This is a genomic window from Cyclonatronum sp. (assembly GCF_022565315.1).
GTDB lineage: Bacteria > Bacteroidota > Rhodothermia > Balneolales > Cyclonatronaceae > Cyclonatronum.
This window is the reverse complement of the sequence record NZ_JAIUMX010000080.1, coordinates 1-16,294: the sequence shown is the minus strand read 5'-3', so window position 1 is coordinate 16,294 and position 16,294 is coordinate 1. Positions and strand designations below refer to the sequence as shown.

Annotated in this window: 15 protein-coding genes; 6 read left to right on the top strand and 9 right to left on the bottom strand. The window is 50.7% G+C overall.

What is annotated here, in order from left to right:
- Positions 1-267: 267 nt before the first annotated feature.
- The 6 genes from LAT75_RS11755 to rsmA all read right to left on the bottom strand — a co-directional run bounded on the left by LAT75_RS11755 (position 268) and on the right by rsmA (position 7,479).
- On the bottom strand, positions 268-1,029 hold the full coding sequence (locus LAT75_RS11755; protein WP_291482861.1) for a hypothetical protein: 762 nt from the start codon (positions 1,027-1,029) through the stop codon (positions 268-270).
- A gap of 196 nt (positions 1,030-1,225) precedes the next feature.
- Positions 1,226-1,660, bottom strand: a complete 435-nt coding sequence (locus tag LAT75_RS11750) for a hypothetical protein (RefSeq protein WP_291482860.1) — start codon at positions 1,658-1,660, stop codon at positions 1,226-1,228.
- A gap of 431 nt (positions 1,661-2,091) precedes the next feature.
- Positions 2,092-3,024 (bottom strand): hypothetical protein, encoded by a 933-nt coding sequence (locus LAT75_RS11745; protein WP_291482859.1) that lies wholly within the window; start codon positions 3,022-3,024, stop codon positions 2,092-2,094.
- The gene (locus LAT75_RS11740; protein WP_291482858.1) at positions 3,021-3,662 is read right to left on the bottom strand and encodes a TauD/TfdA family dioxygenase; all 642 of its coding nucleotides are present in this window, start codon (positions 3,660-3,662) and stop codon (positions 3,021-3,023) included. The genes LAT75_RS11745 and LAT75_RS11740 overlap by 4 nt, the downstream gene beginning before the upstream one ends.
- A gap of 580 nt (positions 3,663-4,242) precedes the next feature.
- Positions 4,243-6,696, bottom strand: a complete 2,454-nt coding sequence (locus tag LAT75_RS11735; protein WP_291482857.1) for a hypothetical protein — start codon at positions 6,694-6,696, stop codon at positions 4,243-4,245.
- A gap of 15 nt (positions 6,697-6,711) precedes the next feature.
- Complete coding sequence (rsmA, locus tag LAT75_RS11730) at positions 6,712-7,479, bottom strand: 16S rRNA (adenine(1518)-N(6)/adenine(1519)-N(6))-dimethyltransferase RsmA (protein WP_291482856.1); 768 nt, start codon at positions 7,477-7,479, stop codon at positions 6,712-6,714.
- Positions 7,480-7,610: 131 nt separating this feature from the next.
- Between rsmA and LAT75_RS11725 the strand changes: the two genes are divergently transcribed.
- From LAT75_RS11725 to LAT75_RS11710, 4 genes are all read left to right on the top strand, one after another.
- Positions 7,611-8,831, top strand: a complete 1,221-nt coding sequence (locus LAT75_RS11725) for an alanine dehydrogenase (protein WP_291482855.1) — start codon at positions 7,611-7,613, stop codon at positions 8,829-8,831.
- A 55-nt stretch (positions 8,832-8,886) separates the two neighbouring features.
- Complete coding sequence (locus LAT75_RS11720; RefSeq protein WP_291482854.1) at positions 8,887-10,560, top strand: M28 family peptidase; 1,674 nt, start codon at positions 8,887-8,889, stop codon at positions 10,558-10,560.
- A 101-nt stretch (positions 10,561-10,661) separates the two neighbouring features.
- Entirely contained in the window at positions 10,662-11,033 is a 372-nt protein-coding gene (locus LAT75_RS11715; RefSeq protein WP_291482853.1) for a hypothetical protein, read from the top strand.
- Between the two features lie 186 nt (positions 11,034-11,219).
- Positions 11,220-11,582 (top strand): high-potential iron-sulfur protein, encoded by a 363-nt coding sequence (locus LAT75_RS11710; RefSeq protein ID WP_291482852.1) that lies wholly within the window; start codon positions 11,220-11,222, stop codon positions 11,580-11,582.
- A 166-nt stretch (positions 11,583-11,748) separates the two neighbouring features.
- Here the strand turns inward: LAT75_RS11710 and LAT75_RS11705 are convergent, their stop codons facing one another.
- The 3 genes from LAT75_RS11705 to LAT75_RS11700 all read right to left on the bottom strand — a co-directional run bounded on the left by LAT75_RS11705 (position 11,749) and on the right by LAT75_RS11700 (position 13,980).
- On the bottom strand, positions 11,749-12,201 hold the full coding sequence (locus tag LAT75_RS11705; RefSeq protein ID WP_291482851.1) for a nucleoside deaminase: 453 nt from the start codon (positions 12,199-12,201) through the stop codon (positions 11,749-11,751).
- A 175-nt stretch (positions 12,202-12,376) separates the two neighbouring features.
- Entirely contained in the window at positions 12,377-12,586 is a 210-nt protein-coding gene (locus LAT75_RS15660; protein WP_363320562.1) for a DUF6364 family protein, read from the bottom strand.
- Positions 12,587-12,810: 224 nt separating this feature from the next.
- A complete protein-coding gene (locus tag LAT75_RS11700; RefSeq protein ID WP_291482850.1) occupies positions 12,811-13,980 on the bottom strand; it encodes a hypothetical protein in 1,170 nt (389 codons plus the stop codon).
- 200 nt (positions 13,981-14,180) lie between these two features.
- Between LAT75_RS11700 and LAT75_RS11695 the strand changes: the two genes are divergently transcribed.
- The gene (locus tag LAT75_RS11695; RefSeq protein ID WP_291482849.1) at positions 14,181-15,224 is read left to right on the top strand and encodes a glycosyltransferase; all 1,044 of its coding nucleotides are present in this window, start codon (positions 14,181-14,183) and stop codon (positions 15,222-15,224) included.
- A 387-nt stretch (positions 15,225-15,611) separates the two neighbouring features.
- Positions 15,612-16,294 (top strand): isocitrate/isopropylmalate family dehydrogenase (locus LAT75_RS11690; RefSeq protein WP_291482848.1); only part of this gene is annotated, 683 nt, incomplete at its 3' end.

The window sequence follows — 16,294 nt, the reverse complement described above, 5'->3', positions numbered from 1 at the left end:
TGAACTAAAAGGAGAAAGTCTGAGAAATAAACTGTAATTTTGGCAGAACCTCACAGCAGTAACCCAAAACCCGAAGGGGGGTCAATATCACCGGAATAGGGGGTCAGTTTGCTCCGGAATATGCAATAACGTTTGGCGCTTTGCGAAGGTGGCGATTTCGAAGCACTTCACTGTCAACCAAGCACAAACTTTGATAGAAGCACAAAGCTTGATTTAACCACTGAACCGCCACTTTTGGGTAGGTGCTGTTAGCAGTAGTTGTTCTTTTCATTTTTCTTTCTCTTTTCTCTGTCCGATTAATGGCAGTCGCTTGTATGTTTCTGTTATCAATGAAACAAATGATTTGTCTGTTATTTTATCGTCATTCTTGAGTTGCAAAGTTCCAACAAGTCCTATTAAAAGAATTCCACCAATTATTATCATTGGTAATATTGACCAATGAACGGAATTTGATAGAATGGCAAGTCCTGTTATTATAATTATTGCAACTGTCAGGTAAAATAAGCCTGAAATCCAAGGGTTATTTTTTGTCATATTCGGGTTAGTTTTTCCAATGTAGTCGTTAAGTCTTTCTGCAATATTGGCTGTGTCAAGTAGGTTTACAGCCATATCTCTTGCATCACCATAAATATTTTCTACAATTCTAAAATCAGGATTTCCGTATTGTTTATTGTCGTATTGTTGATGCCATATTTTTCCAATTTCAACATTAATCTCCTGAGCAACTGTCGCAATTTTGTTAAGTCTTCTAATGTGATGCTCTTTTACTTCTTTTCTTAAATCTTTATGCATGTCGTCAAATTCTGATATTGCTGTATTATAGTGTCTTAATGCGTATGAAACAATGTTTTTAAAGTCGAATGGAACATTGTTAGTCCAATAAGAATTTGCTGTTAACGTGTCAATATTTTTTTGAATGTGGTCTCTAAAAGAAATCGTCCGTTTCTTTTCACTTTCAATGTCACCTAATATGTCTGGAAATGACTGATGATTGTAGTCTGTCATTCCGCCTAAAAGTCCTTTTGCCATATAGTTTTTTGTCTGTCGTTACAATTACTGCTAACGTTTTGCAGCTACCCGAAGGTGGCGATTTCGAAGCACTTCACTGTCAACCAAGCAGGAACTTTGATAGATGCACAAAACTTGATTTAACCATTAAACCGCTACTTTTGGGTAGGTGCTGTTATAGGCTGTGTTTCTTTCTTTGTATGCGGTTTTCATTGTCTTAAAGTTCATTATTCCATCTTGGAAGTCTTCCGTAAATGTGAAAATGTTTTTGTAAAAGTTTATTTTCTATTTGTCTTGGGCAGTCAACATAATTGTCGTTGTGAGTTACATACCAATAAATGTCTAATGCTTCAATATTTTCTCTTGTCATTTGAGTTTTCCAAGAGTTTCGTCTCGCTTTTCCAAATTGTTTACCGTTTACAAGTCTGTCTTTGATGCCACCAAGTCCTGCTTTTCTAATGAAAAGTGTCCCGTCATTTTTAATCTCTCCTGAGCGCCCAATATAAATTAATTCTATTCGTCCACCTTTTAAAGCGAAAATCACATAAACGCCACTTTTATCTATCGGTGCGTTGCAAACGTGTCCTAAATTGTCCGAAGGTTTGAAGAAAAAATGGTCATTGTTTTTATATTTTTCAAGTTCGTCAAACATATTTTTTAAGTCTTAAAATATTGTTAGTTGTGTTAGGTGATTGTCTATCCGATATTATTTTCTAAAAGTCAATGAAGGACTGTCCACCAGCACAAAATTTTAAAAAAGTCGCTTCGCTCCAAATTAAACTTCTAAGCACGTTAAAGCTACTTTGTGAACAGTCCAACGTGGACTTTACAAACTGTCGGGTTGAGCTGTCGTCAAACATAGCCTACAACTAAGTTGTAGGCGCAATAAACATAAGCTTTACATGCCGATATAGAATTGGAGGAGAAAATTTAGTTGCGTTTAATAGATGATTGGTATGTTCAATTTGATTACTGGTATTCCTGCAATATAACGGTCTGGCATTTCTGCTGCGTGGCGACCATGCCCGAATTTAAGCAACAATAGTTTACACGTCAGCAGGAAATGCTTGTTATGTGGCGAACTTAATCATTCCCATAATCCCACATCCTATCAGCAGCATATTCGTCAAGATCAACACTGTCAATTTGATGAAAATCTATTGGATCATGGGTTTCCCTTATTGTAAACTGTCCATCAAAATCCGTATGAGCCATTTCAGAATATCCTTCAAGTTTCAATTCACATATGTTACAATTTAAACCAATTGGTAAGTAATTAGTTGACTGAACTATTTCTCCCTCAATAAGTTTAGCTTCAGTTCTTGAAACTAATTTACCATAGAGTTTTGCTTTATTGCCGCAACTTGGGCAGTCAACAACTATGAAATCATGAGTGATCCCATATTTTGGTCTTTTTTCTTCTTCAATACGCTTTTCTACTTCATCATCTGCGAGAAGCTTAAATGATTTTTTGTGATCTGCTATTCTTTGTTTTACAATTGAAACTAGCTCTTCATTGAATTCATCAATCATTTGTTTAGCTGCTTTTGCTTCTTCAGTTCCCAATAAATCTTTGAGATCGAGTTCTAAAAAGGTCAAGAAAATATTTACTATGCGATAATAATCATGCAGCCATAATCTTGTATGAAATTCTTCGAATGATGGAGAGCCGGTATGTAATTCTTCATTGCGTCTTTCAACTATGGACATTAATGTATTGAACTCCTCTTGAGTGAATTCAGGAATGATATTTTTACATCGAACCAATACTGATTTTACAGGAATAGATTTTGGTTTATGAGTAGTTTTCACGAACCCAAAAACATACAGCAAGTTTTCGCCATCTCTTGGGTCTGCCAATAGAACAGGGTGCACTTTCGCTAAAACGCTTCTTCCTAGAAATTCCAATCCTAGCGCAACCCAAAATGGAAACATTTGGCTCTCTCGTTCTTCATCTAATGCTCGTCGATGGTAAATTTTAGCTTTTTCCCAAAGTGAATCAAAACTCCATATCATAATATCATCACTCTTTGTAGTGTTCGGTAATTTATTTCATGCTTATCAACTGATGGTCGAAAATGAAGCAGTTTCCAATTATTAATAATAACTGTTTTATTTTCAACCCAATTTATATAAGTCTTGTTACATTTTTCAAAAATTGCCATTAACTTTTCAATAGCTTTCATATCGTAAGCAGGCTTCATACAAACTGGATCGTATCTAATTATTTGCTCATCGGTTATATTTGTATTTAAAACTGAGGTGTAAAATATTCCACTTCGAGATTTAACTTTCCATGTCTCATATTTTAGCCAATCCGCATCTTGTTCTTCCATTTCTTTTAAAGGATTTATTAAGATAGTCGGTGTTGCCTTATTTGATGAAATCTTCAAACATCTTAGAATGATATATTTGGGTGGCCTTTTAAAATATGCGCCATCAGTATGAAAAGGTAATGTGCCAGTACCATAATTAGCTGATAAAGAGTGTGGATGTGCTTCGTCAATTGTTTTTGGTTGTATTAAATCAATATCTGGTCCATCAATTCTTGACGGCTGGATTTCGCCTAATCTTTTTGCAATAGAATATAATTCAGAATCTTGAACCGAAAGTTCAAAATACCCGTTCTCTAATAACAAGTCATAGTCTATCATTGTGAATTTATTTTAGCCACATAACTCCTTATTAAACAACCCCGCTACACCCTCCCAAGTCGTATAAGGCACGAAAATCCAACTTGAGCGACTTCCGGGGGGTTATTAAGTGCCAAATGAAGGTGGTTATTGACTTAAAAAAATACTGTTTTGTTCAGGTTGTATATGGAACTACTTATACAACCTGAAATTATTTCATTTGAATCTACCTGAAAAAAATGAAGCGCACAAATTCAGAAAAGTGCTTATTCACGTCTTTTTTAGCGCTGTTGCATCTTATTTTGTAAAACATCACCAAGATCAACGTCTTTTCGGATTATTGCTTTTGCCACAGGGCTTATAGAGCGTAATCGGTCGCAATGCATTTCGCTTAGCGCCATTTCGGGTAATGCTACCCCCGCATTCCCGGCTTGCAGAGTATGCCCGGCTTTTGGGAGATTTTTCAGACGATGCTTCGGCAGGCTTTGCTGGATTGTTCAGAGTTCAGAGTTCAGAGTTCAGGAGGTCTGTTTTTGGGGTGTGCAGCAATCCTCAAATCCTCAAATCCTCAAATCCTCAAATCAAAATAATCCGCATGCCATCAACCCTCGACCTCAAAACAAAGCTCCCCGCCAAAGGGGCGGCCGTCGGGGGTGAGGCCCTGTACGGTGGCGCAGTAGGTGCCGGGCACGTCGCCGGTCCAGAAGAGGATGTCGCGGCCCTGTTGCTGAATCACGAAGTTGGGCTGCCAGTGCAGGGTCACGCGGGTATCGGGGCGCTCGTCGGTGAGCTGCGGCAGGATGCCTCCGTAGCGGGGCGAGAAAAACGGCGGCGGCTCGTCGAAGCCTTTCAGAAAGGCCGACACTACCGGCAGGTTGCGGCCCGGTATGCCTTCCCCCCGAATGGTGCGGATCGAGATTACGCCGTTTGCACCCTGCGCCCCGAAGCGGGCAAGCTGCTCCGGCCGGCGGAGCACCGATAGATTGTCCACATCAGAAGCGGAAATGGTGCCCAGCAGTTCTTCTTCTATCGCGGCTCCGTCCAGCAAAATAACGGGCGGCGTGTCCTGTATTGCGCCGGTCCGCACGCGTACCGTTGTGCCCGCAACCCGCACACCGGGCAGCCGCATCAGCAAATCATAGATCGTGAGGCTCTGCAGTTCGGGCAGGTCCGAAACCCGCAGTACGGTTCCGCCCACATCGCCGGTGGCCATGCGGCTGAGCGTTTCGGCGAAATCTTCGCGCTCTCCGGTTACAGTTATCTCCTCGAGTTCGATTTGCATCGCGGCCATGATGTGCTGCTCTTCGTTCTGCCGCGCCTGTGCGATGCGCGCGGCAAGCGCCTCATCTTCGGCTGCATCGCCGGCCACTTCATCAAACAGCTGCGGACCCCTTACGGAAAACTCCGGCAGGAAGTCGAATTGTTCATCGAGGCCGATCCGCACATTTCTGCGGCCACGGCGGTCGGTTGCGCGGATACTCACCTGCGCCGAGCCGGTGATGTCGATATCATTCATCAGGAAGTAGCCGTCCTCGCTCGTATCAATCACAAAGAGATCGTCGTCGTTGGGGCCCATCGCAAACACTACGTTGGCCTCGCTCACCGGCCGGCCGCGGAAGCCGGTACGGATGGTGCCAGAGACCGAGAAGCCGTTTTCGGGCAGCCGTATGCCGGCGAGTTCTTCCGGGTTTTGGAGCACCTCCCAGGCGAACGACTGCTCCGGTGCGGTGAGCAGCGCCAGGTCGGCATGCTCCGCCATGCCCTGCTCCAGAAAGTAAGCGAGGCGGAGCGAAGGTTCATCAAAATCAAAGGCATAGCCGGTGAGCAGAGAGCTGTAGATATCCGAACGGGGCGGAGTCACGGTTGTGTCTTCGGGCTGTGCCGTAACGCTGAGGCTCGCGAGCCCCTCTATGCGCCGGCCGTTTTCGTCGCGGAGCTCGTGCCGCAGCGCGACCTGCTGACGGGTACCGAAAACGGTCTGTGGGGTACTCAGGCTGAGCTGAAGCTGCGGTTCGGGCAGATTAAGCACGGGCCGCTTCGTGAGCAGCGCGCCGCCGGTACCAAGCACCACAAACTCCACAATGCCCGGGGGGAAGAGGTCCGCCGATGCCCAGCCCATGCCACGGCCGTCAAACAATTCCATTTCGGCCAGATAAAATATGCGGCCCCGCACATGGCCAAACACCGTGAGCGATTCCGGCTGAGGCTCCCCCTTCAGCTGCACGCCCAGCACAAACTGTCCGCCGGAGGCATCCCGGCTTACGCTCAGCCGGGCGCCGCTTTCCTGCACCGGCGGCAGAGCAACGCTGTTTTGGTTTTGGGGGATGACGGCCTCATAGCCCCGACCCGCTTCCGGGGTAAAGGTGAAGGCCGCGAGGCCGTATGCATCGGTTTCGAAAGTGAGTAATGTGGCACCGGCATCATCGCGAAGCGCGGCGGATACGGAAACTGCGCGGCCGTCGGGCAGGGTCGATTTCACTGCAACTTTGGCAGGCACACCGCTCAGCAGGCTGCCGCCTTCCGCGGCAAGATGCAGGCGGGCTTCTGCGGGGGCCGCCGCCGCCTGACGCAGCACCATGCCGGGGCTTACAACCTGTAGCGGCTTGGTAAACAGCGAGACCGCCTCAAAGTTGAGCATCCAGCTTGTGTAGGCCACAAGGGTGAAGGTGCCGGTCCGCGTTTCCGACTCCCCAAAAGTGAGGCTGCCGTTACCCGAGCCGTTTTCGAGGCGCACGAAGGTGCGGTCGATCCGGCTGCCGGCATCATCATACAGCTCCACATACAAAAGCCGGCTGATGCCCGAAAACAGGTTGTCGGTTCCGCCGGTCACAATAGCCGAAAACCAGATGCGGTCGCCCCAAAAATAGCTATCACGGTCGGTTTGGATGAACAACCGCTCCCGCGGCAGGTCCTGATGGTGCTGCGAGAAGGCCTGAATCATATCGATGGCGGCATCCCCCCTTGCCTGCTGCGCCGCTGATGGTTGCGGGGTGAAAATCAAACTCCCGAGTATTAAAAGGATGCTAAGCTGAACGGCAGTGACAGAGAATTGCATGAAATGAGATGGGTTTTACGGGTTAAATAAAGCCTGTGTGAGGGTGATGAACTCTTTGGGGTGCAGCTGATCGGGCCGGAGATCGAGGTTAAAACTCACCCCGTCGGGTTTATGTTCCGTGATGAGGGCTTTGAGGCTGTTCGAAAGTTTTTTGCGCCGCTGATTGAAGGCGGTGCGCACCACGGTTTTGAGCTGATCGAGCGGCACTTCGAGCGGGGCTGTGTGCGGGGTAAAGCTGATTACGCCGCTTTCCACATTGGGCTTGGGGTAAAAAACGTGCCGCGATACGTCGAAAAGGTATTCGACCTCCCCCAGCAGCTGCGCCTGCACGCTCAGGATGCCGTAGGCCTTGGTGCCGGGATTTGCCACGAGGCGCTGCGCGACCTCCTGCTGCATCAGAAAAACGGAGCGCCGGTAAACCGGGCCGGCATCCATCACCTTAAATAAAATAGGACTCGTGATGTTGTAGGGGATGTTCCCGATAATGACATTTTGTCCGTCGGGCCGCAGCAGCTCCGGCAGCGAAAGCGACAGGAAGTCGGCATGCATCACATTAAGATCGGGGAATTTTACCTGAAGCAGCTCCACTGCACGGGCATCGACCTCTATGGCGAGCACATCTTCACACACGCTGAGCAGGTATTCGGTGAGGGCGCCCTCACCGGGACCGATTTCGAGCACGCGCTCACCGGGCCTGATACCGGCCGAGAGGGCGATTTTGCGGAGGATGTTATGGTCTCTGAGAAAATGCTGTCCGAGGCTTTTTTTGGGTCTGAGGCTCATGCAGGGCTGAGGATTGTCTTTGTTTAAGGGGCTTTATTCGATTATTTTGCAGGGCAGCGGTTTATAAACCGCCAAACCGTGAAACTACCCAATTTGGCAGTCACTGCCGGAACCAATATAGCGTTTAATGCATGGAAATTTTAAATCCGGATGAATTCACCCGGCGCCTGGGTCTTGAGACACTCGAAAAAACGCTCAAAAAAGAGAACGGTGGGGTTAGCCTGAAGATCGGCTTTCCGAAGGAGCGCTCGAATGATGAAAACCGGGTTAGCGTAACGCCCGGCGGGGTTTCGGTGCTGATCGCGAACGGGCACGAGGTCTTTATCGAGCGGGGCGCGGGGGCAGGTGCCAATTTTTCGGACAACGATTATTCGGAGGCGGGTGCCGTGCTTTGCGAAAGCGCACGCGAGGTGTTTAAACGCTGCGAAATGATTGTGAAGGTCGCCCCGCCCGTGCCCGAAGAGCTGGAGCATATCGAAAGCGGACAGATCGTGCTTTCGGCCATCCATCTCGGCAATGCCGACAAACTTTTTTTTGAAACCCTCATCCGGAAAGGCATCACGGGGGTGGGCTTCGAGTTTATGCAGCTCAGCGACGGCTCCTTCCCGATTGTGCGCATGCTGCATGAAATTACCGGCTCGATGTCCGTTCAGATTGCCGCGCATTATCTGGAAAGCTACTCCAACGGTCAGGGCGTGATGCTCGGCGGCATTTCCGGCATCCCGCCGGCCACCGTTGTGATTCTCGGGGCCGGCACCATTGCCGAATACGCGGCCCGCACGGCCCTGGGCTACGGCGCACAGGTTTTTGTGATGGATAACGACCTGAGCCGGCTTCGCCATCTCGAGAACGCACTCAACCGCCGCATCATCACCATGATGGCCAACCATCAGTACCTGAGCTCAGCTACCCGCGCCGCAGATGTAATTATCGGGGCTGCTATGGTGGAAGGGCACCGTGCCCCCTGCCTCGTTACGGAGCAGATGGTCGAATCCATGAAGCCCGGCAGCGTGATTGTGGATACCGTGATAGATCAGGGCGGCTGCATTGCCACAAGCCGGGCAACCCGGCACTCCGCCCCGGTTTTTAAAATGCATGATGTGATCCATTACTGCGTGCCCAACATCCCTTCCGGCGTGGCGCGGACGTCCACCTACGCCCTCAACAATGTTATCGTGCCCTTCCTGCTGGAAATCGGCGATGAGGGCGGCTTTGGCCGGGCGCTCTGGTCGAACCACAGCCTGCGCTCCGGCACTTATGTGTATAAAAAGAATCTCACCAAGAAAACCCTTTCCCGCTTTTTCGACATCCCCTACCGGGATATCGAAATGCTGATTGCCAGCCGGATTTAAGTCCTGGCCCTGATACTACGAATCAATCCCATCACACATCCCAAAAAAAGACCGCATGAACAAAACTATTATAAGCGTAAGCCTTCTATTTCTGAGCTTCGGACTGCTCCTCACTGCCTGCAGCTCTTCGGAGCCTGATCTGGAAGCAGCCCGCTCCCTCATCACCGAAGAAGGCATTATGCGCCATGTTGAAGCCCTTGCACACGACTCTACCATGGGCCGCGCACCCGGCAGCATTGGCGAGCAGATGACTGTAGATTACATCATCCGTGAGTTTGAAGAAATCGGCCTGGTCGGCGGCATGCCCGACGGCAGCTTCGTACAGCGCGTACCGGCTGTGGGGCAGCAGACCGCGCCCGGCTCGGTGATGCGTATCCACAACGGAAGCCGCACCCTTCACTCATTCAATTCCTTCACCGACATGATGGCCTGGCCTGCTGCGGGTCAGCGGGAGGTGAACATCCGCGACGCCGAGCTGGTGTATGTCGGCTACGGCATCATCGCCCCGGAAGAAGACTGGGACGACTACAAAGGCATGGACATGAGCGGCAAAATTCTGGTGTTCAAAAACAGCGATCCGAGCACGCACCCCGACCGCTTTGCCGGCAACACCCGTCTGTACTACGGCCGCTGGAGCTACAAGTATGAAATCGCAGAGGAGCTGGGCGCGCTTGGTGCCATCATCATCCACACCCTGCCCACAGCGGGCTACGGCTGGAACGTGGTTTCCGGCAGCTGGAGCCGTGAGCGTTTCGCGCTGGCCGATGAAATGCAGGAAGAATCAGATACCGAGCTCAACGCCTGGATTCAGTACTACGCCGCGGAGCGCATCTTCCGCGAAGCCGGCCTGGACATCGACGCCCTGCTCGATGAAGCCGAAAGCCCCGATTTTCATCCTGTCGTACTGGATGGCGTGAAGCTCGATATCGACCTCACGGCAACCTACTCCGAGCTTGAGTTTCAAAACGTAATCGGCGTACTGCCGGGCAGCGACCGCCGCCTGCGTGACGAATACGTCGTTTTCTCGGCCCACCACGATCACCTCGGTGTTGGCATGGCCGTTGACGGCGACTCTGTTTTCAACGGCGCCATGGATAACGCGAGCGGCACAAGCGGCATGATTGAAATGGCCCGTGCTTTCGCCTCTGTGCAGCCGCACCTACGGCGCAGCCTGATGTTTGCCGCCGTTGGTGCGGAAGAATCCGGCCTGCTCGGCTCCCGCTACCTGGCCTTCAACTCGCCGGTCCCCGTTGGAAAAATCTCAGCCAACATCAATATTGATATGATCAACGGCTTTGGTCAGACCCGCGACGTCGTAATTGTAGGCAAAGGCCGCACCTCCATGGATCAGATCATGATTGAGGAAGCCGAAAAACTTGGCCGTTACGTCGTGCCAGATCAGGATCCGGGTCAGGGCTTCTACTACCGCTCCGATCACTTCTCCTTTGCCCGCGTTGGGATTCCGGCTCTATACCCCAACCCCGGCGTGGACTACATCCATGATGAAAACTTCCATCAGGATGTTGTGATACCGCACCTGCGGCACATCTACCACACCGTACATGATACCATAGAAAACGTGATCACCTTCAAAGGTGCCGAAGATGATATGCGCCTGCTCTTCAACGTGGCCTACCGCATTGCGAACGCCAATGAAATGCAGAGCTGGGTACCCGGCGATGAGTTCGAGGCCGCGCGCATGAGAGCCCTGCAGCAGGCCGGGCGCTAAACCCAATCTGCAAACCGTTTGAAAGCAGGCTGTGCCACCGGCGCAGTCTGCTTTTTTAATAACCCCCAAGCCCGGAACCCACCATTTTACAGAATCAGCGCATGCGTTACTCTGAGCTGTCAGAAAAAAACTACCGGCGGATCTGCTTCATAAACTGGAGCCTCACCCTGCCCATGATGGTGCTTTTTGCCTGGCCGTATTATCTGGTTGCAACCTGGTCGGGTGTTTCCGCACCGGCTGCATACCTGGGGGCGTTCGTTTTTTCTCTTCCTTTTATGATGACCGTTCTGCACGGGCACGTAACCATGGCTCTGGGCGCGCTGCACCGGCATCATTATTATGAGTGGCTGGCACGCTACCCGATGAGCATCGGCTTCATGTTTCACCCCATCATGTTCCGCACCCGATTTAGGGTCAGCCTTGTTCTTTCCGCCTGCATTTTCCTGGTAATCAGCTACCTTTCAGGCTGGTAGCTACCCCGCTTCGGCTTGCAGGTTAAACCCTCAGTTAACACCGTTCAATGATTTCAGAAGGCGATTTGGTTTATTTAAACCACTTCCAAATTATTCAAAAACCGAATTTAAGAGGGGATTATAAGGTTTGAAATGTTATGTTAGGCCATGAACTTAAAACCACTCAATAAATCAACCAGCAAGCCTATGAACAACGATAGCCTCAACAGAAAAGATTTCTTCAAGAAAGTATCCCTCTTCGGAATCGGTGCCCTTGGTGCCACTACTCTTCTCAAAGCATGTGGCGGCGGCGATGATGCCCCGGCTCCTACCATGGACTCAGCAGGTGCACCTTCTGCAGATCCCTGCGGAACGGAAGGCCTTTCCGAATCAGAGATTGCAGGTCGTGATGCACTCAACTACATCGGCCAGACCGAAATTCCTGAGCAGCGCTGCGACAACTGCGCTCTTTGGATTGCTCCTGAAGCTGGCAGCCCCTGCGGCGGCTGCGCTATCATGGCCGGCCCGATCAACCCTGCAGGCTGGTGCACAGCATGGGTAGCAGGCTGAGCATTCAGCACACTCTATCGCATTAAAAAAGCGTTCACCACACCGGTGAACGCTTTTTTTATTTTCGGGGGATGTGTTTCCGGCCGCTTCGGGCACCTCAGCCGCAATCCGTTTCAAAACATGGCCGGGCCAGTGGTACGTCGTCGGCTGATGAGCACGAAGCCCGTCAAAGTGCCTTTTTCGGAAACAGCTTCCGGACTTCCTCTGCGAGCAGTCCGCCTTCGATTTCGACCGGGTTGCGGCTGTGCTTCAGAAGCTCCTCAGCCTTCAGCGGGATCTGCCTGTGCCCCGCCTCCGTGATGCCCTCAATCGAAAGCCCGAAGGTAACCTTCGAAATGCCGCTCCAGAAAACAGCAGCCGCACACATCGGGCAGGGTTCACAGGTCGTAATCAGATGGCAGCCGCTCAATTCGGCCGAGCCCAGCCGCACCGAAGCCTCCCGTATCGTATTCATCTCCGCATGGGAAGTCGGGTCCTGCTCCTGCTTCACCCGGTTCGGGGTAAGGGCAATCTCATTACCCTCCGCATCAAGCAGCATACTCGCATAAGGCGTACCGGCAACAATAGCCGCATCAATCAAACGCCGCATTTGGGAGGCAAAAGGGTGGGATTCAGGCATTTTTTACAGTGTGTCAGTATTTCAGTATGTCAGTATGTCAGTGTGTCGAAGGTAGCAGGTAGCAGGTCGTAGGTCGATTTAAAAAATCCGCGGAAATCCGGCCCGATCTGGCCGATCCGCGTGCCATAAATCGCTAAAAAAACATCAAGCAAAACGTTAGTGTCGATCAGAACCTTCATTTGAGATACTTTTCTTCGAGATGAGATCTGTAGTTCTCTTTATCAGCACCACGACTTTGAAGCACACCGGCCACGGAAGCGGTTATTGGGGGCAGATCCTGCCGGATTTCAGTATCTGCCGCATCTAAGAGTGTAAAATAATCGGCTACAATTTTTGAGACGGATGTTCCCTTTGTTTCTGCCCGTTTCCTTGCCCGTTGGATCAAGGCAGGATCAAGGCAGGATCAAGATGTAGGGTAAGCTTACTTTTCACTGTATGTCAGATTTATATTCGGATAAGAAATCAATAATACGTACAAAGTGTAAACTATAAAACAAAATTAGTCAGGTAACGTGGGCGTACCATCATCCCGGAAGAATGTTCCGCGGAAATCCGGCCCGATCCGGTTAATCCGCGTGCCATCATCCGCGTACCATCGTCTGCCAGCTTTCAACGGTTTACCGTTATCCGCACGGCGTTGGTTACGCCGAGCAGCTGATACACATTCGGGCCGTTGCGGTGCATGCGGGGCTCATCCTCCGGGCGGAAAGTGAAGGTATGCTGCAAATCCCGGCTGTGAATCAGGCTTCGTGCGTTCAGATCTACCGCGCGGATGGCGTTGGCCTGAATCCGGCCGTCGCGGTCGCTGCGCTGCCCTGTAATGGCAAGCACGAGGTTATCCTGCGGCTCATAGTAGGCAAACACAATATTTTGCTGCCGGAAAAAGGCATTCGCAAGCCGCTCACCCGAATCAATGCTGTACACCTGCGCATTGCTCTGATTGAAAAACGTTACGGTTCCCTCTTCAGGCTGCACATAAGCCCCTGAGCCGGCATTTTCAGCGCTGATTGAAGCCAGCTGAGTGCCGTCGTCGGCGAGCTTGATCAGCTCCACATTATTCTGCGGGTCGCCAAGCAGCACGTACACAAAAGCGCCGTCGTTTGAAGCCGTAAGGTTAAGAATCTCCCGGCTGCCATCCACAAAAAGATTTTCGATAGCCGCATCCTCAATATTGAGGCGGCTCAGCCGGCTGGAAAAGCCCTGCTGCCGGATAATGCGGGGGTTGTACACAAAAACCTGCGTGCCGTCGGCACTGCTGATGAGGCGCGACATGGTTTCGCCATCCGGGCTGCCGGATGAATTAGAAACGCGATCCACAAAACCGCGGCTGTGCGTAAAAATGGAAAAGGTCACAATATTATCCCGCAGCACAACGGTGCCTCCGGCAAGCAGGTAGAGCTTTAATGAGGGGTCGGCCGGGTCAACATCGGTGATGCCCTCGTGCCGGGCAACGGTGATACCCTCACGATTGATGATTTCGATCACAAACCCTGCCCCGGCAGCCGTGCTGTTCCGGAGAATGGCCACATGCCGGTTATCGGGTGAAACGTCGAAATCGACCACACCATCGGCAGAAAAATCGGGTGAGGTGCTTTGGAACCGGCCGTTTTCGAGGCTCAGGTTCCATTCGTTGGCAAAACTTGCCGTTTGGACGGCATTCGCACGTAGCAGCGGACTCACCTCTATGCTCTGGCTTTGGGCAAGGCGCACATCCCCCCAAAAGAAAAGCATAAGCAGCGCAAGCGCATAAAAAGTAATGTATCGGCGGTGAGAAGACATATTTTGATTTTTCATCGAATATGGTCTGATATTTGAATTTTGATTAATCTGCATAAATGAGCGTTCTTTGAACGTACGAATTCGTAATGCCGCGCCCGCAAAAGCCGCTTTCGGTTAACGGCGTAAAAATAACAGTATTAGCCTTATTCCCTAAATTCAAGTTCCGCAAAGCCGCCCCAAGGCCGGTAATCTTTTCCGACATGCAAAAAAATGCTGTAACGACCCCTGAAAACGGGATTCTGGTATCCCTCATCATTCCGGTTTATAACCGGGCTGCTGAAGTGCGCAGCCTGCTCGGCAGCATTTCCTCTAATACAGCCGGTGAAGAAACCTGGTTTGAGGTTATTCTGGTTGATGACGGCTCCGAGCCCCCGCTCGCCGAAGAAACCGAAACCCGGGACCTGAGCAAGCCGTGGCTGAAAATCATCCGGCAGGAGAATGCAGGGCCGGGTCCGGCACGAAACACCGGCGCAGCGGAGGCCTCGGGAAGCTGGCTACTGTTTCTTGACAGCGACTGCGAGCTTCCTGCCGGCTTTTTGGGCAGGCTTCGGGCTTACCTCAGCGCAGCAGACGAAGGGCTGTGGCTGTTCGGGGGGCCTGACACCGATCGGGATGACTTCACCCTCATCCAAAAAGCGATCAATTACGCCATGACCTCGCCCCTTACTACCGGCGGCATTCGGGGCGGAAAAAAGGCGCTCGACCGCTTTTATCCGCGCTCGTACAACATGGGAGTCCGTGCTTCGGCTTTCCGGGAGGCGGGTGGATTTGAAGCGCTGCGCTTCGGTGAAGACCTTGACCTGAGCATGCGCCTCATAGCCGCTGGCGGCAGATCGGCCCTCGTTCCCGGTCTTGCGGTTTACCACCGCAGGCGGACAAGTTTCCGGGCTTTTTTCAGGCAGGTTTTTAATTCGGGTATGGCGCGGGTTGTGCTGGAAAAGCGCCACCCCGGCACGATGAAGCTGGTTCACCTGCTGCCCTCTTTTTTTGTTTTCGGGCTGATGGCATTACCCGTACTCATCATCGCTTTTCCGCCGGCTTTCTTTGCATTCATGGTGTTCGTTTCCGGCCTGCTTTTCCACGCCATGCTCACCACGAGGAGCCTGCGTGTGAGCCTGCTATCGTTCGTGTCGGTATTTGTGCAACTTAGCGGATACGGCCTCGGGCTTTTAGCCGGCCTGTACCGGTTTAAGATCAGATCGGCACCGGTCAGCTTTGCCTTCAGGGATTCCTTTTATAAGTGAAAGGCCTGCTAAATCAGCTACAAGCTTGAAAGCGGTTCCAATTTTGGCGTCTTTTTTCCTTATTTTAGGCAGATAAGCAAATTCCGCTCCGTCTGTAACCGACTTTGCCTTAAGTGCCTGCAGGTTTACGTTCTCACATCTTCGGGCTTTTCAGGAACTTATTTTAAAGGATGAGGGAGGGTGCCTGCTTATGAAATTTTTCTCCTTCGGCCGGCTTCATCGCTAAGAGTACATCAAGTTAATGCTGTTGCCTGCCGAAACGCCCTTAAGGGCGCTTGTTCAGAAATCCCGTTCAGGATTTACACAAACCTGACCATATAATTTTAAAAATTGTCTGAACCGGCATCAGCTAAAAATATCAACCTAAATCTTAACCTGTTATTATTTATGAGTCAAAATGTAGTGCTAATTACCGGAGACGGAATCGGACCGGAAATCACGGCTTCCGTTCAAACAATATTTAAAGAAGCCGGTGTACCCATCAACTGGATTGAAGCACCTGCCGGCCTCCGGGCTTTTGAGGAAACCGGAAACCCGCTGCCCGAAGAAACGCTGAACCTCATCAAAGAGCACAAAATTGCCCTCAAGGCGCCCCTCACAACGCCGGTCGGCAAAGGTTTCCGTTCAGCAAACGTTACCCTGCGGCAGACCCTCGATCTGTACGCCAATGTGCGCCCGGTGAAATCACTGCCCGGCGTTCAGACCGCCTACCCTGATGTTGACATCGTAACCTTCCGCGAAAACACGCAGGGCCTTTACATCGGGCATGAGCGCGTAATCGACGCCGATCACGTAGAGCTGATCGGGCTTATTACCCGCAAAGCAAGCGAGCGCATCATCCGTGCCGCCTGTGAATACGCGACCAAGTACGGCTTGAGAAAAGTAACCCTGGGCCACAAAGCGAACATCCTGAAAGAATCGACCGGCCTTTTCCTGAAAATCGGTTACGAAATTGCCAAAGAGTACCCAAAAGTTGACTTTGGTGATATGATTATCGACAACATGGCAATGCAGCTTGTAATGCGTCCGCAGCAGTTCGACATTATTGTAACCACCAACCTGTTCGGTGA